This window comes from Pseudoduganella sp. jia 9, from assembly GCF_055502615.1.
In genome coordinates, this window is the sequence record NZ_JBUPWE010000033.1 from 1 (window position 1) to 20,135 (window position 20,135).

Annotated in this window: 20 protein-coding genes and 2 rRNA genes; 14 read left to right on the forward strand and 8 right to left on the reverse strand. The window is 67.7% G+C overall.

Annotated features, from left to right (window positions below; all coding sequences use genetic code 11):
• Together ACY34H_RS29350 and rrf are read left to right on the forward strand one after the other, a co-directional pair.
• A 23S ribosomal RNA gene (locus tag ACY34H_RS29350) occupies positions 1-79 on the forward strand; the annotation flags it as partial.
• A 126-nt stretch (positions 80-205) separates the two neighbouring features.
• Positions 206-318, forward strand: a 5S ribosomal RNA gene (rrf, locus tag ACY34H_RS29355).
• Positions 319-451: 133 nt separating this feature from the next.
• Here rrf and aac(6') read toward each other — a convergent pair.
• Complete coding sequence (gene aac(6'), locus ACY34H_RS29360) at positions 452-898, reverse strand: aminoglycoside 6'-N-acetyltransferase (RefSeq protein WP_464980945.1); 447 nt, start codon at positions 896-898, stop codon at positions 452-454.
• Between the two features lie 210 nt (positions 899-1,108).
• On the opposite strand from aac(6'), the gene ACY34H_RS29365 reads away from it, so the two are divergent.
• The gene (locus ACY34H_RS29365) at positions 1,109-2,305 is read left to right on the forward strand and encodes an MFS transporter (RefSeq protein ID WP_464980946.1); all 1,197 of its coding nucleotides are present in this window, start codon (positions 1,109-1,111) and stop codon (positions 2,303-2,305) included.
• Here ACY34H_RS29365 and ACY34H_RS29370 read toward each other — a convergent pair.
• Positions 2,294-3,229: a LysR substrate-binding domain-containing protein gene (locus ACY34H_RS29370; RefSeq protein WP_464980947.1), complete on the reverse strand. Its 936-nt coding sequence runs from the start codon at positions 3,227-3,229 to the stop codon at positions 2,294-2,296. The genes ACY34H_RS29365 and ACY34H_RS29370 overlap by 12 nt on opposite strands.
• Positions 3,230-3,339: 110 nt before the next feature.
• On the opposite strand from ACY34H_RS29370, the gene ACY34H_RS29375 reads away from it, so the two are divergent.
• The 3 genes from ACY34H_RS29375 (at position 3,340) to ACY34H_RS29385 (ending at position 5,272) form a co-directional block, all read left to right on the forward strand.
• Entirely contained in the window at positions 3,340-4,095 is a 756-nt protein-coding gene (locus ACY34H_RS29375; RefSeq protein ID WP_464980948.1) for an SDR family NAD(P)-dependent oxidoreductase, read from the forward strand.
• A 15-nt stretch (positions 4,096-4,110) separates the two neighbouring features.
• Complete coding sequence (locus ACY34H_RS29380) at positions 4,111-4,497, forward strand: limonene-1,2-epoxide hydrolase family protein (RefSeq protein WP_464980949.1); 387 nt, start codon at positions 4,111-4,113, stop codon at positions 4,495-4,497.
• A 109-nt stretch (positions 4,498-4,606) separates the two neighbouring features.
• On the forward strand, positions 4,607-5,272 hold the full coding sequence (locus tag ACY34H_RS29385) for a hypothetical protein (RefSeq protein ID WP_464980950.1): 666 nt from the start codon (positions 4,607-4,609) through the stop codon (positions 5,270-5,272).
• A gap of 9 nt (positions 5,273-5,281) precedes the next feature.
• Here ACY34H_RS29385 and ACY34H_RS29390 read toward each other — a convergent pair whose 3' ends face one another.
• The 4 genes from ACY34H_RS29390 to ACY34H_RS29405 all read right to left on the reverse strand — a co-directional run bounded on the left by ACY34H_RS29390 (position 5,282) and on the right by ACY34H_RS29405 (position 10,687).
• On the reverse strand, positions 5,282-5,986 hold the full coding sequence (locus ACY34H_RS29390) for a DUF1349 domain-containing protein (protein WP_464980951.1): 705 nt from the start codon (positions 5,984-5,986) through the stop codon (positions 5,282-5,284).
• Positions 5,987-6,040: 54 nt separating this feature from the next.
• Positions 6,041-9,406, reverse strand: coding sequence for a DUF4450 domain-containing protein (locus ACY34H_RS29395; protein WP_464980952.1), 3,366 nt, complete (start codon positions 9,404-9,406; stop codon positions 6,041-6,043).
• Between the two features lie 106 nt (positions 9,407-9,512).
• Positions 9,513-9,974: a hypothetical protein gene (locus tag ACY34H_RS29400; protein WP_464980953.1), complete on the reverse strand. Its 462-nt coding sequence runs from the start codon at positions 9,972-9,974 to the stop codon at positions 9,513-9,515.
• Entirely contained in the window at positions 9,974-10,687 is a 714-nt protein-coding gene (locus ACY34H_RS29405) for a S24 family peptidase (RefSeq protein WP_464980954.1), read from the reverse strand. The genes ACY34H_RS29400 and ACY34H_RS29405 overlap by 1 nt, the downstream gene beginning before the upstream one ends.
• 163 nt (positions 10,688-10,850) lie before the next feature.
• Between ACY34H_RS29405 and ACY34H_RS29410 the strand changes: the two genes are divergently transcribed.
• Positions 10,851-11,279: a hypothetical protein gene (locus ACY34H_RS29410; RefSeq protein WP_464980955.1), complete on the forward strand. Its 429-nt coding sequence runs from the start codon at positions 10,851-10,853 to the stop codon at positions 11,277-11,279.
• A 17-nt stretch (positions 11,280-11,296) separates the two neighbouring features.
• Here ACY34H_RS29410 and ACY34H_RS29415 read toward each other — a convergent pair whose 3' ends face one another.
• Complete coding sequence (locus ACY34H_RS29415) at positions 11,297-12,163, reverse strand: CAP domain-containing protein (RefSeq protein ID WP_464980956.1); 867 nt, start codon at positions 12,161-12,163, stop codon at positions 11,297-11,299.
• Between the two features lie 96 nt (positions 12,164-12,259).
• On the opposite strand from ACY34H_RS29415, the gene ACY34H_RS29420 reads away from it, so the two are divergent.
• The 6 genes from ACY34H_RS29420 to ACY34H_RS29445 all read left to right on the forward strand — a co-directional run bounded on the left by ACY34H_RS29420 (position 12,260) and on the right by ACY34H_RS29445 (position 17,454).
• A complete protein-coding gene (locus tag ACY34H_RS29420) occupies positions 12,260-12,781 on the forward strand; it encodes a GNAT family N-acetyltransferase (RefSeq protein ID WP_464980972.1) in 522 nt (173 codons plus the stop codon).
• A 165-nt stretch (positions 12,782-12,946) separates the two neighbouring features.
• Positions 12,947-13,366 carry a hypothetical protein gene (locus tag ACY34H_RS29425; RefSeq protein ID WP_464980957.1) on the forward strand — a complete coding sequence of 140 codons (420 nt, stop codon included), beginning with the start codon at positions 12,947-12,949 and terminating at the stop codon, positions 13,364-13,366.
• A 15-nt stretch (positions 13,367-13,381) separates the two neighbouring features.
• Complete coding sequence (locus tag ACY34H_RS29430; protein WP_464980958.1) at positions 13,382-13,783, forward strand: hypothetical protein; 402 nt, start codon at positions 13,382-13,384, stop codon at positions 13,781-13,783.
• A gap of 205 nt (positions 13,784-13,988) precedes the next feature.
• Entirely contained in the window at positions 13,989-14,372 is a 384-nt protein-coding gene (locus ACY34H_RS29435; protein ID WP_464980959.1) for a phosphonate transporter, read from the forward strand.
• Positions 14,369-15,709 carry a sensor domain-containing diguanylate cyclase gene (locus ACY34H_RS29440; RefSeq protein ID WP_464980960.1) on the forward strand — a complete coding sequence of 447 codons (1,341 nt, stop codon included), beginning with the start codon at positions 14,369-14,371 and terminating at the stop codon, positions 15,707-15,709. Before ACY34H_RS29435 ends, ACY34H_RS29440 begins: the two co-directional genes overlap by 4 nt.
• Positions 15,706-17,454, forward strand: a complete 1,749-nt coding sequence (locus tag ACY34H_RS29445) for a putative bifunctional diguanylate cyclase/phosphodiesterase (RefSeq protein ID WP_464980961.1) — start codon at positions 15,706-15,708, stop codon at positions 17,452-17,454. The genes ACY34H_RS29440 and ACY34H_RS29445 overlap by 4 nt, the downstream gene beginning before the upstream one ends.
• Here the strand turns inward: ACY34H_RS29445 and ACY34H_RS29450 are convergent.
• On the reverse strand, positions 17,432-17,983 hold the full coding sequence (locus ACY34H_RS29450; protein WP_464980962.1) for a Rhs element Vgr protein: 552 nt from the start codon (positions 17,981-17,983) through the stop codon (positions 17,432-17,434). The genes ACY34H_RS29445 and ACY34H_RS29450 overlap by 23 nt on opposite strands.
• Before the next feature lie 130 nt (positions 17,984-18,113).
• Between ACY34H_RS29450 and ACY34H_RS29455 the strand changes: the two genes are divergently transcribed.
• A complete protein-coding gene (locus ACY34H_RS29455) occupies positions 18,114-20,051 on the forward strand; it encodes a methyl-accepting chemotaxis protein (protein WP_464980963.1) in 1,938 nt (645 codons plus the stop codon).
• Positions 20,052-20,135: the final 84 nt, after the last annotated feature.

Genomic DNA, 20,135 nt, shown 5'->3' on the forward strand with positions numbered 1-20,135 from the left:
AGGACGTTGATAGGTCAGGTGTGGAAGTGCAGTAATGCATTAAGCTAACTGATACTAATTGCCCGTACGGCTTGTCCCTATAACCTTGACGGTTATGTGCATTTACTCTTTGATGAGACGTAGTTAATCACTACAACCCAACTTACTTCTTCCAGATTGAGATCGATTGCTGCTCCACTGAGAGCAATCGATCGTACAAGTCATGCCTGATGACCATAGCAAGTCGGTCCCACCCCTTCCCATCCCGAACAGGACCGTGAAACGACTTTGCGCCGATGATAGTGCTGCAACCAGTGTGAAAGTAGGTTATCGTCAGGCTGTTATATAGAGAAACCCCCGTCCAGTGATCTGGCGGGGGTTTTTCGCATTTAGCTCAGTTTTTGTTGGCCTAAAAACGGTGAGCGGCACCAAAATCCGAGCAATATTTCCAATAATTCGAGTCTGTTACCGGTTACGGAATCAGCTTCCGGAAGAATACGACCCGTTCGGTCTCGTCGAAGCCCAGCGCGCGATGCATGGCGTGGCTGCTTTCGTTATCCAGCAAGGCATCCGAAGCCAGCTCGGTGCAACCGCATGCCCTGGCCCAGGTAACGACGGCGGCCACCAGCAGGGTACCGATGCCCCGGCGGCGATACGGCGGGGCGACGTAGATCCCCTCGAGGAAGGCGACCGGCGAGCTCTCGGTGCCGTTGACATAGTCGGTTCGCAGCGCTGCCTCGACGAAGCCGGCGGGCTGCCGGTCGTGCTCATACGCCACGAGCTGGAAGAATCTGCCTGGCTGGTCGATGAACATCTGCATCTCGGCCAGATGCTCGTTCGTGGAACCCTCCGGCCATAACTGCCGCCGCAGGGGTAACCAGCCATCCTGCGCGGTGGAAGTGCACTGAACCAGTTCCATGATCGGCCTTCTCGGTGTTTGAAACTCATCGGCTATCGAACGCCAGCTTACACCACGCGTCCCTGTCCAGGTCAACTACGGGCCCGCCCCGTTGCGGATCGATTACACTGCGCAGCCCATCCCACTTCCCTAGAACGTCCAACGTGTTTTTCCCGGCCATCTCTACACAACAGTCCTTGCCCGTCCCATTCCACCAGCCAGGAGGCCGGCATGCCTGACCTTGGAAAAGCCCGCCTCGCCGCCATGTCGGTGCTGTTCTGCAACGGCGTGATCTATGCTTCCTGGGGCACCCACGTGCCGACCATCAAGGACAAGTTCGCCCTGTCCGAGGCCAGCCTGTCGCTGTCGATGCTGGCGGTGGCCCTGGGCGGCATCCTGATCATGGCCTGGGCCGGGCGCTGGATCGCCAGGGTCGGCAGTGCGCGGGCGTCGGTCAACAGCGGCGTGCTGATGGCGATCGCCGCTTTCGGCATCCTGCTGATGCCGCAATACGCGCTGCTGCTGTTCTGGCTGGCCCTGTATGGCGCGATGTCCGCCGTGAACGACGTGGCGGCGAATTCGCAGGCGGCGGTGATCGAAGCGACGTTCGACCGGCCCGTCATCGGCTCGCTGCATGGCGCCTTCAGCCTGGGTGGCATCTTCGGCGCGCTGGTCTCCAGCGGCTGGCAGGCGGTGGCGTGGCCAGGCCAATGGCACCTGGCGGCCGTGTGCACGCTGTGCGCGGTGCTGACACTGTCGACCGCGAAATGGCTGCTGCCCGAGCCGTCGTCGCCGGCCGGCGAGAACGGCGTGCCGCACGGAGCCCAGGTGCTCCCTCCCGCCGTGCGGCGCAAACTGGTCGTGCTGGGTTGCCTGGCCTTCCTTGCCCTGCTGGTGGAAGGGGCGATGTATGACTGGACCGCCGTCTACATGCGCGACGTGGCGATGGCGAGCGGCGGCTTCGTCAGCGCCGGCTATGCCGCGTTCTCGATCGGCATGGCCGCCGGGCGCTTCACCGGCGACCCGGTAAGGGCGCGCTTTTCCGAAGGGGCGCTGGTCGTGGCCAGCTGTATCCTGTGCATCGCCGGGCTCGGACTGGCGCTGCTGCTGCCGAGGATCGGCACCGCGCTGGCGGGCTTCCTGCTTTGCGGGCTGGGTGTCGCGAACATCATTCCCGTGATGTTTTCGTCGGCCGGGCGCATCGCGCTGGCCAACGGCGTGTCGCCGTCGACCGGGCTGGCCATCACCACGCGCCTGGCGTATGTGGGCCTGCTCGTCGGGCCGGTGATCGTCGGCTTCGTAGCGCACCGCAGCGACCTGCGCACGGCACTGGCATGCAGCCTGCTGGGCGTGGTGGCGATCGCCGCTGCCTCGCGCAGGGTATTCGCCTTCGGCGGGCCAGCGGTGCCGCAGGTGTCACGGATTTGACAGTACGGCGGTGAAGCGCTGCGCCAGCCGGTCGCGCTCGAAGGCTTCCGTGACGAAGCCGACGAAGGCGCGTGTTTTTGCCGGCAGCAGGGCACGGCTGGCGTAGTACAGGGAGATGGCGCCCACGTCGGCATGCCAGGCCGGCAGCACGCGCACCAGCCTGCCCTGTTCCAGTTGCGGCAGCACGTCCGGCACGGCAAGCATCGCGATGCCAAGTCCCAGCAGGGCCGCCTCGCGTACGGCAGCGGGATCGCTCAGCACGAGGGCAGGGGCGATATCCAGCGCCGCTTCAGTGCCCGCCTCGTCGCGCATGACCCAGGTGCGAATGCGGCCGCTTTGCAGCGAGCGCAGTGCGATCCAGCCAACCAGACCGGCTTCCGATGGGTGCACGGGCGGCCTGCGCGTTCGCACATAATCGGGCGATGCCACGGCAATGACGTGCGCCGGGGCGAGCCGGCGTGCCACGACGCCCTGGCGCAGCTCGAAGCCGCCGCCGATCGCCGCGTCGTAGCCTTCGCCCACCAGGTCCACTTGCCGGTTCTCGAAATGCCATTCCGGCCGGATGCGCGGAAAGCGCGCCAGGAACTCCGGCAGCATCGGCATCAGCCAGCCCATTCCCATGCTGGGCGACATGCTCACGCGCAGCAGGCCGGAAGGTTCCAGCCGTTCGGTCGACACGGCGGTCAGGGCGGACTGCAATTCCTCGAGGTTGCCGGCAATCCCTTCGCGAAGGCGCTCACCGGCCTCCGTCATTGCCAGGCGCCGGGTGGAGCGGTGGAACAGGCGCGCTCCAAGGTTCTTTTCCAGCATGCCCACATTGCGGCTGACCGCTGCCGGGGTCAGGCCCAGTTGCCGCGCCGCTTCCGAAAAGCTGCCGGCGTCGGCGGTGCGTACAAAGCATTCAAGGTTGCTGAGGGTTTCCATGCCCATATTTTAAAGTATTCATTGAAAATGATTAAAGCGATTGGCAACTAATCAAAGGGGAAAAAAAGCGCGATAGTGGCGTCACTCCACTCACATCGAAAGGAAACACCATGAACTCCAGGCTTCCCCTGCAAGGCCGTGTCGCTCTCGTTACCGGCGGCTCGCGCGGCATCGGCGCCGCGATCGTGCGCCGCCTGGCACGCGACGGCGCGGACGTCGCTTTCAGCTATGCCGCCTCGGAACAGCGCGCCAACGCGCTGGCCGGCGAAGTCGAAGCGCTGGGGCGCCGCGCGCTGGCGGTACGGGCAGACCAGGCTGACAGCGCGGCAGTAGCCGAGCTGGTGAAGACGGTCCATGCCACGTTCGGCCGGCTGGATATCCTGGTCAACTCGGCCGGCGTGTTCGTGACCGGCGCGGTGGGCGACAGCGCCGTCGATGCCGCCGCGATCGAGCGCCAGTTCGCCATCAATGTCGGCGGCGTGGCCGCCGCGGTGCGCGCCGCCGCGCCGCTGCTGACGGACGGCGGCCGCATCGTCTCGATCGGCACCACGGGCGCTGACCGCATCCCGTTTGCCGGTGCCGCCGACTATGTCGCATCGAAGGCGGCGGTCGCGGCCTACACGCGCGGCTGGTCACGCGACCTGGGGCCGCGCAACATCACCGTCAACGTGGTGCAGCCGGGCGCGATCAATACCGAGATGAATCCCGAGGATGGGGCGTTTGCGGAGACGCTGAAGAACATGGCCGCGCTGGGCCGCTACGGCCAGCCCGACGACATCGCCGCGGCGGTCGCATTCCTGGCCGGCCCGGATGCAGGCTACATCACCGGCGCCACGCTGAACGTCGACGGCGGCCAGTCGGCCTGACCGGGGAGCATGGCAATGAACCCCATACAGGTCGCGGAAACCTTTTTCGCCCACTGGAGCAACAACAGGATCGACGCGGCACTGGCGATGCTGGCCGACGACGTCCTCTACGATAACGTGCCGTTCCCGGACATCGTCGGCCGCGACGAAGTCGCGGCATTCCACCGCGGCTTCGGCATCGGCACGGACTTCCTGCTGGACTGGAAGATCACGCATATCGCGGCGGCGGGCAACGTGGTGCTGAACGAACGCATCGACGTGTTCCGCCACCGGCAGGGCGGCGAGATCGTGTTGCCGGTGATGGGCACCATCACCGTCGAGGACGGACGCATCGCCGTGTGGCGCGATTATTTCGATCCGAGCGATTTCGAGCGCCAGCTGGCGGCCATCCGCGGCGGATGACCGGACTGCGCGCGCCGGAAGAAAGGAGCAGGCAACTATTTTCACATTTGCCGGAGGAAAATCGCGCGCCGTTCGTCAAAGCTGGTGAGACCACACAGCGAGGCTGCAAATGGACACTGGAATCGTCGAACGGGCAACAAACGACAGGGAGCATGCGGTGGGCCTGGCTCTGCCAGCCTTCGCGTATCGCCGCCCCATCCCTTCAGCAGGGCACGAAGCGCCGGCCAGGGGCGCGCCGCCGGCGCAGCCGCAACCGCAACCGCAACCGCAACCGCCGCTGGCACGCGGCCTCGCGGCCCTGGCGCCGTTCGGCTGCGACGCGCGCCGCCGCGAGCGCTTCATGGCGGCCCGCGAGCAGGGCTGCTGCCACCAGTGCCACGCGCCGCTGCAGAACCTGCTGAACGATTGTCCCTGCCCGCACTGGTTCATCACCTCGGCCAGCACCGTCGAGCGCATCGAACCTGTGCTGCGCATGTATGCGGTGGCGGACGTGCTGCATTTCATCCTGCTGCACCTGGCGGCCGACCATGGCGGCCGGGCGCTGTCGCGCAGCCAGCTCGCCGTCGGCGCCTGCGCCGACGGGCATGAGCTCACGGTGCGCATCGGCAGGAAACTGTGGAGCTTTCGCACCACGGGGAACGGCGAACAGGGCGGACGCCTCGGCGTTGCCCTGTTCAACCCGCGCACCGGCAAGCATTCGTCGGTCGAGCTGCCCGCCACCGGGCGCGATCTCGACGTGATGGAAGCGGTCACGCACGCCATCGGCGGCAGATAGCCCGGCCGGTCAGTTCCCGAGCCGGAAATCCTTGACGCTTTCCTTCGTCAGCACCGGTGCGGCAAACGTGCTGGCACTGCCGTCGCCGACCGGCGATTGCGCGCTCAGGCCCAGCCACACGGTGGCAGGGTAGCTGTTCTTGTACAGCCGGGCAAGATGCCAGGTCTTCCTGTCCCGCGAGTGGTAGAGGCCCACGGTTTTCGTGTCCGAGGACAGCTTCAGCCAGCTCGACTTGTCGCTGACGGGATCGTGGTTGGCATCGTCCGACGTATCGATCGTGCGCACGCTGACGATGCGGGTGGTGCCCCGCTCGTCGCGTTCGAAGGCGAATTTCTGCCACAGCTTCTCGGTCACGAACAAGTACAGGGCGCCTGCGTCGTACATTGCCTTGAATTCCGGCGTCACCTGGGCCACGAACGTGAACGGCTGCGTGTTGTCGACCTTCGTCAGCAGCACCGGCGCGGTATTGTTCGACAGCTTGCCGTCCGGGTCGTTGAAGTAATCCTGCTTTGCGCCCGCGCGGATCGTGACCGCGTCGCCGGCCACGGTCGACTTGCGATCGGCGTCGTTCAGGCATTTCGTGAAGTGAACGCCCTGCAACTTGACGGAGCACTCTTTTTCCATGTTGGCGGCCCTTGCGGTTTGAATGAACAGCGTCGATGCGATCAGCGCGGAGCACAGCAGCGTGCTTCCGGCGGTCCTGGCAATGTGCATGGTGGGAGACATCCTTTCAGGTTGGCCCGTGCGGGAAATGAGGTGGGCGGGAGTTCATTGGTCCAGCGTCACTCCCATCACCCCGATGACGACATCGTTGGCCAGCGCGCGCACGGTCACGCTTTGCAATGTCCTTGAACGGTCCAGGGCTACCGGCAGCACGGTCGCCGCGCCGCCATCGATGGCTTCGCGGCTGGCGCCCTTGAACGTGGCCGGATCGGGTACGGTTACCGCGGCCGTCTTCAGGTCGACGCGCACCGGCAGCGTGCCGCACAGGCGAAACTGGTAATCGTCCAGGAAGTAGTCGCGCTCGATGGGCCACCAGTTGTCCGGATTGCGCAGCGCCGTGCGCTGCGTGGTGCCGTCGGTGTAGGCCACCACGATTTCGCCGTTGTCGACGCGGCTCTGCATGTGGTTCGTCGAGCCGGCCATCAGCAGGAAGGCGCGCGATGCCTGGCCGGCCAGCGGCACGGTGGTTTCGCGCGGGTAGTTGTCCCACTGCGAAGCAAAGGCCACGTTGGCGCCGCTGGCAGGCGTCGCGAACGTCAGCCCGTTCGGCAGGCGCAGTGTGCCGCCCAGCGCACGCAGGCCGGCATCGTCCAGCTTCGGCAAGTCGTTGACGTGGCCGGCCCAGGCGCCGGCACCTTGCGCGGGCAAGGCCAGCGTGACGTGCGGCGAGCGGGGCGACAGGTACTTGAACGGCTTGAACAGTTCCGTGACGCGGTCGTTGAAGGCGCCGGCCAGGTCGACGTGCCGCGGGCGTACGGGGCGGCCGGACGTCCAGCCCGGCCCCTCGAGCGTGCAGGCCGCGGCCGGGCCGGGCGTGGCGGCGGACGCGGGGCGCCACCAGCTGAAATCGCCCTGGCGTACCTGCTCGAAGCCGTCGCGCGGCGCGGCGCCGGCCGGCGTAGCGCGGGCAGTGTCGATCGCGTCGCCGCGCCAGGCAATGTCGATGCTGGCCTGCGCCCCCAATGGCGCCTCGACCAGCAGCCGGGGCGTGCCCACGGCATCGGGTTCGGCCTTCCAGCGCGCCGGCTTGCCGTCCACCGTCACGCTCGCCACGTTGGCGGCGCGCGCCGGTACCTGCAGCGCCAGTTGACGGAAGCGCCGCATCGCCGCGCTGCCCGCCTGGCTGACCTGCCAGGTCTCGCGGTTGCCGTCGCGGCGCCAGGCGATGCCCACGTCCGGATGGTCGAGCCGCGCGTGGTCCCAGTTGCCCGGGAACCCGGGGCGCACGGCCAGCACGCCAGCCAGCGCGTCGGGCTGCACGCCGAACAGGCCTTCGACGAGCGCGCGCGACATCACGCCCGAACCGTCGGCGAAGTCGCGCTGCGATTCGCGGCGGTACACGTCCAGGTAATTCATGCTGCCGATATTGCCCGGGCTGATGCCCATGTACAGGCTGGCCAGCAGCGCGCCTTTCGTCAGCGCGAAAGCGGTATCGGCGCGGCCGGCCTGCCAGTAGGCCAGCGCGGTGTGCAGGTTTTCCGACATCACCACGTTGTTGATCGACCAGGAATACGGCATCCAGTCGGTGGTCGGCAGCACGGCATACGGGCGGTCCGCCGGCACGCCGGGGCCGCGCACGGGGATCGGGCGCAGGTGGCGGTCCAGGTCGGCCGCCATGCGCGCCGCTTCGAACGGCGTGGGCACGCGCGAATCGAGCGTGTGATAGAACGACCACAGCGCATAGCTGGGGTGCAGCTGCTGGCGCCCCAGATGGTCGCGGTACTCGGCGAAGGCGCCGCGCTCGGGCATCCACAGCTGCTCGCGCATCGCGCGGTGGATAGCGGCCGCTTCCGCTTCGAAGGGCGCCGCATCCTTGCCGATCAGGCGGGCGATGCGCGCCGCCATCGCGTTGTGCCAGGCGTTGTAGGCGGTGGTGTGCGTGGCGCCGCCGCCGTTGTAGAACAGGTCGTCGCTGGCCCAGATGGCCGCGTAGGCGTCGTACAGCGGCAGCCTGGCCGGCCCGAACTCGCGGCGGAACAGGCGGCGCTCCCAGGCCAGGTGGCGCTCCAGCACGGGCCACACGGCGCGCGCGTAGGCCAGGTCGCCGGTCCATAACAGGTGGCGCATCAGCGCATCGACGAAGCCGATGTTCATGTCGTAGTGAGACTGGGTCAGGTTGCCGTTCGAATGCATGCCCGCGCGGTTGCGCGCCAGGTTGGTGGCCCGTTCCGGAGGCGGCACGGTGGCGGGAACCGGCGACGTGTTCTGCTGCGCGGTCCAGGCATCGGCATTGCGGCGGAAGCGCTCGTGCCAGCCCAGCGCGTCCAGCGCATACGGGCCACGCCAGCCCAGCAGCTTGCTGCGCCAGGCCACGGCACCGTGCATGATGGCTTGCTGGGTGTCGTCCCAGACCGCGTCGGCGGCGACGTTCAGCGCGCCCATCGCCGCGTTCAGGTAGGGGTCGGGCGTATCGATGCGCACGCGGTTGCGCAGCTGCGCGAAGTGGCGCGTGGCTTCGGCGAAGCGTTGCGCCAGTTCGGCCGGCGCGAAGCGGGGCAGCAGCGGCTGCGGCGCTTTCCTGTCGCCGGCCGCGCCGGCTTCGCGGTACACCTGTTGTTCCCTGGGCTGTTCGCGCGCCGCCACCTGCAGCGACAGGTGCACCGGCTGCGTGCCGAGCGGCACGCGGCCGACGACCACGTTCTCGGCGCCCGCCGCGGTTGCGGAAAGCAGGGCGGGCAGGGCGTTCCAGTCGGCGGCGGAAGCTTGCCGCACCTGCGCCGGCACGCTGACCGTGGCATTGATGGTGGCCTTCGGCGTCACGACGGAAAAGCCTTGCGCCGAGACGTCGAACCGCGCGCCGCGCGCGAAGGCGGGAGAGAACTGGAAGAACTCGCCGATCGGCACGCGCTCGGTGCCGATGTCGCCGTCGCGCCGGCCGCGCTGGCCGTTGCCGGGGCCGAACGCGAACACCAGTTCCGCGCCGGCCGGCAGGTTCTCGCCGCGCACCTCCACCGCCAGGCCGTCGGTCGCGGCATAGGCTACCGCGGCTACTTTCAGGCGGCCGCCGGGGCCCAGCAGGTCGTCGGCAATCTCGTAATGCAGTTCGCCGGGACGGTAGCGCGCCTGCACCTGGCGGGCTTCGTGCAGCCATCGCGTGCCGCCAGGCGTGCGCAATCCCAGCCGCAGGTTGCCGCCGCGGCCCGGCAGGTACAGCGAGAATTCCGGCCGGTCGCCGCCATCCACGCGGAATGCGGTGTTGCCGCCGTAGAGAGGGCGATTGAAGAATTCGCGGCCGTCGTCGATGACGAAATCGGCGCCGTCGGGGCGGTAGCGCAGCGGGCGCTCGAGCTGCCCCTGCAGGTTGGGAGCGAGGGACGGTGCCTCGGGCTTGTAGGGTTGCGCCGCGTGCGCCGGGGCTGCGCCGATGCCCGCGAGCAGGCAGGCAAGGGTGACTGCGTTTCGTATGCTCATCGGGGAACGGTAGCGGAAAAAGCCGTGCCGGTGGCCAACCAGCCCGTAATAGTCACATGATTGATCGGCTCGGGAACGTTCCGGGCCGCGGCGCGTGACTGCCCGGCTAGAACGGCAGCGGCAGTTCCAGCGACAGCCTCGCGGTGCCGATCGGCACGCCGTCGCCGGTGGCGCGCACGTCGAACACGCATTCATGGAAGGTCAGCCAGGCCGGGAGGGGAAAGATGTGGTCGACGGTGTATGTCGCACGGGCCCGGCCGGCGGGCGGCGCCACCGCGGCATCCTCGTAGGTGATCCAGTCGATTTCCCTGCCATGCGCCCACAGCGACAGCGCCAGCTTGCGCAGCGGCGCCGGCGCGCCCACGTCCGCTTCCAGGCCGGCATCGCCGCCCGCTCCGGTCCCCGCGTCCGGGCGCACTTCCACGCTGGCCCAGATGCACAGTTCGCCGATGGCCCCCGGGGCCTCCAGCAGGATCCGGTCGTGCGCGCCGCCGATGAAATGCAGCGACTGCGCGGCGGCATTGTCCACGCCGTCGACGAACGCGCAGGCCAGGCGGAACGCCGCCATCAGATGTTCTCGCTTTTTTTCAGCACCACGCGGCCGATCAGCAGGCAGGTCACGCCGTCGCACAGCTTGCGCGGGAAGCGGCGCTGGTCGGGATTGTCGGACGTGAGCCACCAGTGGCCGGCATCGCGCGTGAGCCGCTTCACCACCGTCTCGCCTTCGTAGTTGACGGCGAAGACCTGGCCGTCGGCCGGCGTCTTGTCGGCCGTGTTCACCACCACCAGGTCGCCCTTGTACAGGCGCGGCTCCATGCTTTCGCCGGTCACTTCGAGGGCGAGCAGGTCTTCCCACTTGAAGCGGTTGCGCGCCATCCAGTCGGTTTCCACGCCAAACGAGCCGCTGGCGTCTTCGTCCGGTTCCACGGCGAAGCCGACGATGCCGGCCGAAAGGCGCAGCCGCACGCGGCGGATCTGCACGATGCCGGGGCTGTGCTCATCGATTGCACGCACGCGCAGGAAGGCCGGCGCCTGTGCCGGTTCCTCGCCCGGTGCGATCGCGCCATGGTCGAAGAACATGGCCGGCAGCGCCAGGTCGCTCTCCAGCTTGCGGGCGATTTTTTCGCTGAACGCGCGGCCCTCGCGGTACGTGGCGGACAGGATCTGCGACAGGCGCGCCTCGCTCCAGCCACTGGCATCGGCCAGGGCCTTGCGCGTGCCGGCGTAGTGTTCGCGGATCAGGGAGGTGAGCCGCTCTCGTCGATGTTGATAGATATTCATGAAAGTCCACTGATGCGGGGTGTTTTCGATAGATTAGCAAACGCTTGACTCCGACTATAGCAATTGCTAAAGTCGGTTGCAAGCGGCCTGATGTTTTTTTGCCCTCGCTCAAGCAGGGGCATGGAACTTTCAGCTTGCTAAACAGCTCAGGAGACCAGGCATCATGACCATCGAAATCGGCGCGGCCGGCAGCGCGCTTCTCACCATCTTTGCGGCGCCGTTGCTGGCCGGCGCCATTGCCTGCGCGCTGACGTTCCTGTTCATGTGGCCCCGCACGCGCAGGGAGGGCTGGGTGCGCTTCGCCAGCGCTATCGCCATGGCGGCCATTGCCGGCCCCTTCCTGCTGGCGGCGCTGCATTCGTGGTGGCCCACGCTGTTCGTATCGGCCGGTTCGGTGATGGCGCTGTGCGGCATCGATGCCTCGCTCGGAGTCGCCATCGTGGCCGTGCCGATGCTGGTGGTGGCCGCGTTGCCCGCGTGGTGGCTGCTGGGGGGCGTGGTGCGCTGGCTCGATCGGCGGCGCGACCAGGACATCGCCGAGATCGCCCGCGCTGCGGCGCAGGCTGTGAGGGACGTGAGGAACTCGCTGTGAGTCCGCATGGCGGAAGGCTATCGCGCCAGTACCTGGGTCCAGTACAGCGTGCCCCGCGCCGGGTTGACGGCATAGCCGACCCCCATTTCAACGAACGCCGCGTTCATGATGTTGGCGCAGTGGCCCGGGCTGTCAAGCCAGCCCTGCACGGCTTCCTGCGCGGTGCGCTGGCCGGAAGCGATGTTCTCGCCGATCGTGCGCCACCGGTAGCCGGCGCGCAGCGCGCGGTCGCCGACCACGCTGCCGTTCTTCTGCTGGTGGCTGAAATAGCGCACCTGCGCCATGTAGCGGCTGTGCGAAACGGCCGCGGCATCGAGCGCGTCGTTCAGCCGCAGCGGCGGGGCGGCGGCGAATTGCCGCTCGCCGCACTGGCGCGGCGCGGCGCGCGCGGCGTTCACGGCGGCCAGCGTTGCCTCGCCTATGCCTTCCGGCGCCGGCAGTTCGCGCCGCTCGGGGCGCGCCAGCACGACGTGCCAGCCATCGGCGACACGGATCGTGCCGACGGCCGCGATATCGCTGGACAGCAGGCGCGCGCAGTAACGTTCGCGCAGCGTCTCCATGGCTTCGGCGGCGTCGGCGGCGCCGGAAATGAACAGGGCTTCGGCATGTTCGACGGGGTAGCCGGCATTTTCCAGCGCCGGTTCTAGGAAGGTGCCGGAAACGATGCGAATCTGCGACAGCGCGGCCTCCACGGCGAGCGGCGGCACGGGCGCGGCAGGCATGCCGCCACAACTGCCCGGCGCGGCACGGTAGGTGTTGATCAGGACGGCGAGATCCGGCGCATGCGGTGCCCGGGTGGGCAGTGCAAGTGCGCACGCCGGCAGCAGCAAGGCGGCAACACTGGCTGCTGATTTTGAAATCTTGACGAAAGATGAAGTAAACATCGTTGAAATTGCCGGGTAAAGAGCGATCTTGCCGTAAATGGCGTCGCGCGGCAAGAGTTCGATTTGCGGCCAGGGAGGCATCCGATCGTGCCGCCGATGGTAAGCTTGCGGCTTGAATTTTTCCGCCTGCCGACCTTGTTCCGCCCAGCTCCCCAATCCAACGCCGACGCGCTCACCGGCCGCACTGCCCGCACTGTCCAGGTGTCGCTGGTGTTGCACACGGCTTACGATGCCGCCAATTCCCCGTGGGGCGTGCGCGCCTGGCGCTGGCACATCATGGCGGACGGCATCCGTGCCGGCTCGATCAGCCTGCGCGACGGCCATTCCCAGGTATTCACGCACCTGCTCGGCCACATCGGCTTTGCCGTCGAAGCCGCGTTTCGCGGGCAGGGCCTGGCGGGCCTGGCGGTGCTGGCGCTGCTGCCAGAAGTGGCCGGGCTGGGCCTCGATACCGCGTGGATCACCACCACGCCGGACAACGCCGCCTGCCGGCGCACGCTGGAACGGATCGGCTGCACATTCGTGGAAGCGGTACCGATTCCGCCGTGGTATGCCACGTATGCCAGGGGCGAGCGCACCAAGCTGCGTTACAGGCTTGAACTGAGCGGCTTGAAGTGAGCAGCTCGAGGTGAGCAGCTGGAGGTGAGCGGCTTGCGGTGAGTGGCTTGCAGTGAGCAGCTTGCGGTGAGCGGCGAACGATTACCTGGGACGTAATTGGCGTGGTGCGGTGGCGGCGCGACACTGCTTGCATTCGCACCGTCAACCACCGCAAAGGAGAACGCCATGCAATCCGTCCAGCCATCGGGCCTGCTCAAATCCATCCTGCTGATCGATGCCGCCGCCAGCGGCGCGATGGCAGCCGCTCACCTGTTGCTGCCCGGCGTGCTGGGCAAGGCGCTGGCGCTGCCGGCGGCGCTGTTGTCCGGCACCGGGCTGTTCCTGGCCGGCTACGTGCTGTTGCTGATCGCGTTGGCGCGCAGCCGCGTCGTGTGGCGCGCGCTGGTGATGTTCGTGATTGCCGGGAACGTGGGCTGGTCGGCGCTGAGCGTGGCGCTGCTGGCCGGCGGTGTTCTCGCGCCCGGCGGGCTGGGTGCGGCATATGTGCTCGTGCAGGCTGCGGGAGTGCTGGGATTCGCGGCGCTGCAGTACCGCGGGCTGGGGCTGTCGGCGCGGGTTGCCGGCCCGGGAGGCGCGATGGCGTAGTGCCCGCAATGAAAAATGGCCCGCATCGGCGGGCCATTTTCATTCAGGCGTGGCGCTTATTTCTTTACCGAGTTGTCGTCCGCATTGCTCGGGGTGCTGGGCGAAGTGCCCGGGGTTGCCGTCGGCGACGTGGTGCCCGACTGGTTCCACTGGCTCGAATCCGTCGAACCGGAAGTGCTGGAACCGGAAGTAGTGGAACCCGAGGTGCTGGAGCCCGACGTCGTGGAACCCGAGGTGCCCGAATCCATCGAGCTGCCCGACGAGGTGCTCGAGCCGCTTGCCGAGCTGTCGCCCGTGCCGCTGGAGTTCATGCTGTCGGTCGTGCTGCAGGCGGCCAGGCCGAAGCACAGGGCTGCCGCGAAGATAGCTTTGGTCATGGTCATGATCAGTTCCTTTTTTCAATGGGTTGATTGGTGACTCGAGCTTTGATCGTAGCATCGGATGCAACAGGACCGCGATCCATTACCCTTTGAAAAACCATGTTTCACAGGAAGAAGGAAAGGTTTCAATCGTGCGTGGATTGACAGGGCGTTATGACCATGTCAGCATATATTTCCATAGATCAACCTGGCAATATGCCGGGTATTTTCACACTCACGCACGCAGTTACCTGGAGTTACCGATGACCGCTCTCGCCTTCGACCAGCCCGACCTGGGACAACGCCTCGCGGCACTGACAGATGAACAGCTCGACGATGCCGCGTTCGGCATCATCGGTTTCGATGACGCGACCGTGGTGCGGCGCTACAACCGCTTCGAATCGCAGGCGGCTGGCCTGTCGCCGCACAGCGTGGTGGGGCAGCACTTTTTCACCAGCGTGGCCCCCTGCATGAACAATTTCATGGTGGCGCAGCGTTTCGACGAGGCACATGCTGACGGCGTGGCGCTCGACGCAACGATTCCCTACGTGCTGACACTGCGGATGCGCCCGACCAAGGTGCAGTTGCGCCTGCTGGCCTTGCCCGGCGCGGCCACGCGCTACGTGCTCGTGCAGCGGCAGCCGTGAGCACCCGGCCGGCAACCGGGCCCGAATCCGATGGCGGCGGGGAACTCGCCGCTGAACACGAAGCGCTGATGCAGTTCCTTTACCTGGCGCCGGTGGGACTGGTACAGGCCAGGGCCGATGGCGAGATCACGCTGATCAATCCGATTTCCGCGCAGCTGCTGATGCCGCTGTCGCGCGACGGTTGCCTGGACAACCTGTTCACCGCGCTAGAGGACGTGGCGCCGGAAGTGCGCAGGCTCTGCGAAACATTCGCCGCGCCGCGCGGCCGGATCTGCGACGGTTTGCACATCCCGCTGCACGGCGGCGGCCGGCGCGAGGGCCCGGGCATCCTGGCGCTGTCGATCGTCAAGCTCGATGCCGCGCGCCTGATGGCGGTGCTGCAGGACGTGACGCTGCAGGTGCAGCGCGACCGCCAGTTGCGGCAAAGCGACGCCTGGCTGAATGCGCTGCTGGCCAGCGTTGCCGACTACGCGCTCGTCAGCCTGGACCGCGAAGGCCGGGTCGAGCAATGGAACGGCAGCATCGGGCGGGTCACCGGCCACGGCGATGCCGTCGTGGGCCATTCGTATGCGGTGTTCGAGCCGGACGATACGACCACCCCGGAACGTGCGCGCGACATGCTGCGCGAGGCCGATGCCAGCGGCTGGAGCGTGGACGAAGGCCTGCGCCTGCGCGCCGACGGCACGCCGTTCTGGGGCAGCGCGATGATCACGCCGCTGCCCGAGCGCGACCCTGGCGCGGCCGATACCGATCCCGCCTATTGCCTGGTCCTGCGCGACATCAGCGACCGGCGCGCCGCCAGCGAAAGCTGGCGCCAGGCCGTATTTGCCGACCACCTGACCGGCGTGGCCAACCGCCGCGGCTTCTTCCATGCCGCCGAACTGGAGCTCGGTCGCGCGAACCGCTACCCGCGGCCCGTTGCGCTGGTGCTGTTCGATCTCGATTACTTCAAGCGCGTCAACGACACGCACGGCCACCCGGTAGGCGACGCCGTATTGCGCGCGTTCGCCGACACGCTGCGCGCAACCTTCCGCGCCGTGGACGTGGTGGCGCGCGTGGGCGGCGAGGAATTCGCCGTACTGCTGCCGTCGACCGATGCCGTGCAGGCCAGCGCCGTGGCACGACGCCTGCTGGCCGCCGTGGAGGGCTTGACAGTGAGGGTCGAGGGCGCGGCGGTGACTTTCACCGTCAGTGCCGGTGTCGCCGAGTGGGATCCGCAACTGGGCGGCATCGACGACCTGCAACAGCGCGCCGACCGGGCGCTGTATGCCGCCAAGGCCGCCGGCCGCAACCGCGTGGTCGGCTGGACCGCCGACCTGGCCGGCACCGCCCGATGATGGCGCACGACGACAAACTCGCCTACGAGGCGCTGGTGCAGTTCATGTACCGCACGCCGATCGGCCTGCTGCAGGCGGACATCGGCGGTGCCATCGACATGCTCAACCCCATGGCGGCGCAACTGCTGATGCCGCTCTCCCCGGATGGCGCGCTCGACGACCTGTTCGCGATCTTCGCCGCCGCGGCGCCGGACCTGCGCGCGGCGGTGGCGCGCTGCGATACGCCGTCCGGCGTGGTGGTCGAAGGCATGCGGATCGATGCGCCGGACGGACGCGACGGACCGCAGGTATTGTCGCTGTCGGTGATGAAGATCGACCGGAGCCGCCTGATGGCGACGATCAACGACATCACGCTGGAAACCCGGCGCGAGCAGGAGCGGCTGGCCAGCCGGCTGTCGTCGGCGGCGCGCACCGACGCGCTGACACGGATGCCGAACCGCAGCGCCGTGCACGATGAGTTGCGCGCGATCCTGGAACGCAACGCAGGCCAGGGCGACGGCAATCCCGGCTTTGCGGTGCTGTTCATGAACTGCGACCGCTTCCGCCAGGTGAACGATACGCTGGGCCAGGCGATGGGCGACCGCCTGCTGGTGCTGGTGGCCGAACGCATCCGCAACGTGCTGCGCCCGCCCAGCGACCGCATCACGGTGGGCCAGCGCGGCGGGCAGGTGGCGGCGCGCGTCGGAGGCGACGAATTCGTGATCGTGCTCGATGGCCTGCGCCGCGTGGAGGATGCCGAAAGCGTGGCGGCGCGGATGATCGGAGCGATCGGCCACACCTATCACCTGGATGGGCATGACGTGGTCTGCAACGTCAGCGTGGGTATCGCCTGGGGCGATGGCAACGATCCCGATGCGCTGCTGCGCGATGCCGGTATCGCCATGCTGGAAGCCAAGCGCGCCGGTGGTGCACGCTTCGTGCGGTTCGCCGCCGAGATGCGCGAAAGGGCCGCGCGCCGCAACGATATCGAGACGGAGCTGCGGCATGCGCTGCAGGCCGGGCAGCTGTTCGTGGTGTACCAGCCGGTGGTGGCGCTGCGGCCCGATGGCGGCACCGACCGGTCGGCCGGCGTCGAGGCGCTGGTGCGCTGGCGGCACCCGGTGCGCGGCATCGTGCCGCCGTTCGAGTTCATCGGCGTGGCCGAGGAGTGCGGATTGATCGGCGCGCTGGGCGACTACGTGCTGGAACGCGCGTGCCGCGACTTCGTGCGCTGGAGCACCGAGCTGGGCGAGCTGGCGCCGCGGCTGCTGGCCGTGAACCTGTCGCGCGCGCAGCTGGGGCAGCGCGACTGGGCCGGCACCGTGGCGCGCATCCTCGCCGAGACGGGCATGGACGCGCAGCGGCTGCAGCTCGAAGTGACGGAAAGCCTGGCGGCGCAGGATACCGACGTGCAGCAGCGCCTGCACGAGCTGAAGGCGCTCGGCATCACGCTGGCGCTGGACGATTTCGGTACCGGCTATTCATCGCTGGCCAGCCTGCACCTGCTGCCGGTGGACACGGTGAAGATCGACCGCTCCTTCGTGAGCCAGAGCGAGACGAGCCACCATCACCGCGTGCTGATCGAGGCCACCGTGAAGGTGGCGCAAAGCCTGGGCATGAGTACCGTGGCCGAAGGCATCGAAACGGCCGCGCAGGCCGCGGTGGTGCGCACGCTGCAGTGCGACAAGGGGCAGGGCTACCTGTACGCGCGGCCGCTGCCGAGCGATGAGCTGGCGGCCTGGCTCAGGCAGCCCGCCGGCGCCTGAGCAGCGCCATTGCCTGCCGGGCGAAGGGCAGGGGCAGACGCGGTAGGCAGGCCGGGTCCGCCGGATCGGCCAGGAAGTCACCCAGTACTTCCTCGAACAGCCAGGCATCGCCGGCATACTGCTTCTGGCGCATCGCCCGCGGCTCGCCGAGCCAGCGCAGCGCGAACCAGTCGGCCAGCAGGTCGCCCTGCGCTTCCATGTTGAAATCGGCCAGGCGCCGGACAGGCGCCAGCCGGTAACGGTAGGACAGGCCGGCGCGCAAGGCGCCGCGGCACATCACCGGGTAGCCCATCTGCCACTGCCATACGTGCACCATCTCGTGCATGAACCACAGCAAGCGCCAGGCCGGAGCGCGGGAAAAATCGTCCTGGTGGTCTTCCGGCCGGAACCAGACGTGTCCGTCCGGCGCCATGGCCGTGTGGCGCCATTGCATGCCGAAGAACCAGCCGCGGGCATGGATGCGCACCCGCTCGTAGTCGATCGCTGCCCCGAACAGCTTGCGGCAGCAGGCGATTTCACCGGATGTCAACGGCCGGGTATGTCCTGTAATCCCAACAATCATGAATGCACTTTATTTTTCGAGACCGAATTTATTGCGGTAAGGAACTAGTTGCGCGATAGAATCTTCACCAATGTAGTGTAATTCTGGAGAGTACCCGATGTTCCCGCAATCGCTGGCCCGCATGAAGCTTGCCCACAAATTCCTGATCCTCGCCATGCTGGCGCTGTCGATGACGGCCATTCCCAGCTGGCTTTACCTGCAGGAGAGCGGCAAGGCGCTGGCCGGCTACCAGGCCGAGCTGGCCGGCATGCCGGCCGTGGCGCAGGTACTGAAGGGGGTGCAGTTGGCGCAGCAGCACCGCGGGCTGTCGGCGGTAGTGCTGGCCGGCGGCGATGCCGAGGCACGCCGCGCCGCCAAGCAGCGGGAAGCCGATGCGGCATTCGGCGACATCGACGGCGCCGTGGCCGCCACCGGCGATGCCGGCCTGGCCGCGCTGTGGTCGGACGTGCGGCGCGACTGGCAAGGCGTGACCCGTGCCGTCGCTGGCAAGGCCATGGCGCCCGCCGACAGTTTCACGGCCCACTCGTCCATCGTGCTGCGGCTGATGCGGCTGCAGGAACTGATCGGCGACCATTACGGCCTGTCGCTCGATCCCGAGGCCGACACCTACCAGCTGCTGCAGGCGACCGTGTTCCAGATGCCCGTCCTTACCGAGGAACTGGGCAGGCTGCGCGCCCGGGCGTCGGTGCTGCTGACGCGGCACGAGGGTTCGCCCGAAGAGCGCTTCGCCGTCGCCGCGCTGCTGGCGCGCGCCGAAGACCGCCTGGCGCAGGCGATGAATGCGTTCGACAAGGCCGCGCGCGGCAATCCGCGTTTTGCCGCCGAGCTGGGCGCGCCGATGCGGGCGGCCGCCGACGGGGTGCGCGCGCTGACGCGGCGCGCCAATGACGAGGTGGTGGCGCCGGCCGCGATCACGGCATCGTCCGATGCGTTCTTCCAGGACGCGACACAGACGATCGATGCGCTGTTCGCGCTGAACGATACCTCGCGTGCCATGCTGAACACGGTGTTCGGCGAGCGTATCGCCGGGTTCGAACGCACGCACAGGCTGATGATCGCCGCACTCGCGGCCCTGGTGGCGCTGGCAGGCGCCGCGGGCCTGCTGATCGCGCGCTCGGTGACGGTGCCGATGAATCGCGCGGTCGAGGTGGCGCAGCGCGTGGCCGCCGGCGACCTGGCAAGCGATATCGAGGTGGGTCCGCCGAACGAGGTGGGGCAGATGCTGCGCGCGCTGCGCGACATGAACGACAGTCTGCGCGGGATCGTCGGCGACGTGCGGGGCAGCGTCGATGCGATCGGCTCCGCCACCGCCGATATTGCCAGCGGCAACGCCGACCTGTCGGCGCGTATCGAGGCGCAGGCGTCGAGCCTGGAAGAAACGGCATCGTCGATGGAAGAACTGACGGCCGCCGTGCGGCAGAACGTGGAGCACGCGCAGGGCGCCGGCGCGCTGGTGCGCACGGCCAGCGCCATGGCGCGGCAGGGCAGCGACGTGGTGCTGCGCGTGGTGGACACGATGGGCGAGATCGACGCCAGCGCGCGCCGCATCGTCGACATCATCGCCGTCATCGACGGCATTGCCTTCCAGACCAATATCCTGGCGCTGAATGCGGCCGTGGAAGCGGCGCGCGCCGGCGAGCAGGGGCGCGGTTTCGCTGTCGTTGCCGGCGAAGTGCGTACGCTGGCCCAGCGTTCGGCCGCCGCCGCGAAGGAAATCAAAGCGCTGATCGATGCCAGCGTCGACAAGGTCGGCGCCGGCAACGCGCTGGCCGGCAGCGCGGGCGAGGCGATGACGAAGATCCTCGCCAGCGTGGAACGGGTGGCCGGGCTGGTGCAGGACATCGCCCAGGCTTCCGGCGAGCAGAGCTCGGGCATCGAGCAGGTGAACACGGCGATCATGCAGATCGACGACGTTACCCAGCACAACGCCGCGCTGGTCGAACAGACCGCCGCCGCTTCCGCAAGCCTGGAGGAGCAGGCGCGCGCGCTGGTGCGGACGATGGGCGTGTTCCGGCTGGATACGGCGGCGCATTGATCGGAAGCCGGTCCTGCAACATTTCCGAAAACCGGGGTCAGACCCCGGTTTCAGGAAATATTTCCGGGAGTTACGGCGAAAAGG

Bases quoted from the DNA above. Each gene is read 5' to 3' on its own strand.
- ACY34H_RS29390 (WP_464980951.1), bottom strand. From the start codon at position 5,986: ATGCACATTGCCAGGACCGCCGGAAGCACGCTGCTGTGCTCCGCGCTG.
- ACY34H_RS29420 (WP_464980972.1), top strand. From the start codon at position 12,260: ATGGTAAGCTTGCGGCTTGAATTTTTCCGCCTGCCGACCTTGTTCCGC.
- ACY34H_RS29395 (WP_464980952.1), bottom strand. From the start codon at position 9,406: ATGAGCATACGAAACGCAGTCACCCTTGCCTGCCTGCTCGCGGGCATC.
- ACY34H_RS29375 (WP_464980948.1), top strand. From the start codon at position 3,340: ATGAACTCCAGGCTTCCCCTGCAAGGCCGTGTCGCTCTCGTTACCGGC.
- ACY34H_RS29445 (WP_464980961.1), top strand. From the start codon at position 15,706: ATGATGGCGCACGACGACAAACTCGCCTACGAGGCGCTGGTGCAGTTC.
- ACY34H_RS29415 (WP_464980956.1), bottom strand. From the start codon at position 12,163: ATGTTTACTTCATCTTTCGTCAAGATTTCAAAATCAGCAGCCAGTGTT.
- ACY34H_RS29455 (WP_464980963.1), top strand. From the start codon at position 18,114: ATGTTCCCGCAATCGCTGGCCCGCATGAAGCTTGCCCACAAATTCCTG.
- ACY34H_RS29435 (WP_464980959.1), top strand. From the start codon at position 13,989: ATGACCGCTCTCGCCTTCGACCAGCCCGACCTGGGACAACGCCTCGCG.
- ACY34H_RS29430 (WP_464980958.1), top strand. From the start codon at position 13,382: ATGGCCCGCATCGGCGGGCCATTTTCATTCAGGCGTGGCGCTTATTTC.
- ACY34H_RS29385 (WP_464980950.1), top strand. From the start codon at position 4,607: ATGGACACTGGAATCGTCGAACGGGCAACAAACGACAGGGAGCATGCG.
- ACY34H_RS29405 (WP_464980954.1), bottom strand. From the start codon at position 10,687: ATGAATATCTATCAACATCGACGAGAGCGGCTCACCTCCCTGATCCGC.
- ACY34H_RS29400 (WP_464980953.1), bottom strand. From the start codon at position 9,974: ATGGCGGCGTTCCGCCTGGCCTGCGCGTTCGTCGACGGCGTGGACAAT.
- ACY34H_RS29380 (WP_464980949.1), top strand. From the start codon at position 4,111: ATGAACCCCATACAGGTCGCGGAAACCTTTTTCGCCCACTGGAGCAAC.
- ACY34H_RS29410 (WP_464980955.1), top strand. From the start codon at position 10,851: ATGACCATCGAAATCGGCGCGGCCGGCAGCGCGCTTCTCACCATCTTT.
- ACY34H_RS29370 (WP_464980947.1), bottom strand. From the start codon at position 3,229: ATGGAAACCCTCAGCAACCTTGAATGCTTTGTACGCACCGCCGACGCC.
- ACY34H_RS29425 (WP_464980957.1), top strand. From the start codon at position 12,947: ATGCAATCCGTCCAGCCATCGGGCCTGCTCAAATCCATCCTGCTGATC.
- ACY34H_RS29365 (WP_464980946.1), top strand. From the start codon at position 1,109: ATGCCTGACCTTGGAAAAGCCCGCCTCGCCGCCATGTCGGTGCTGTTC.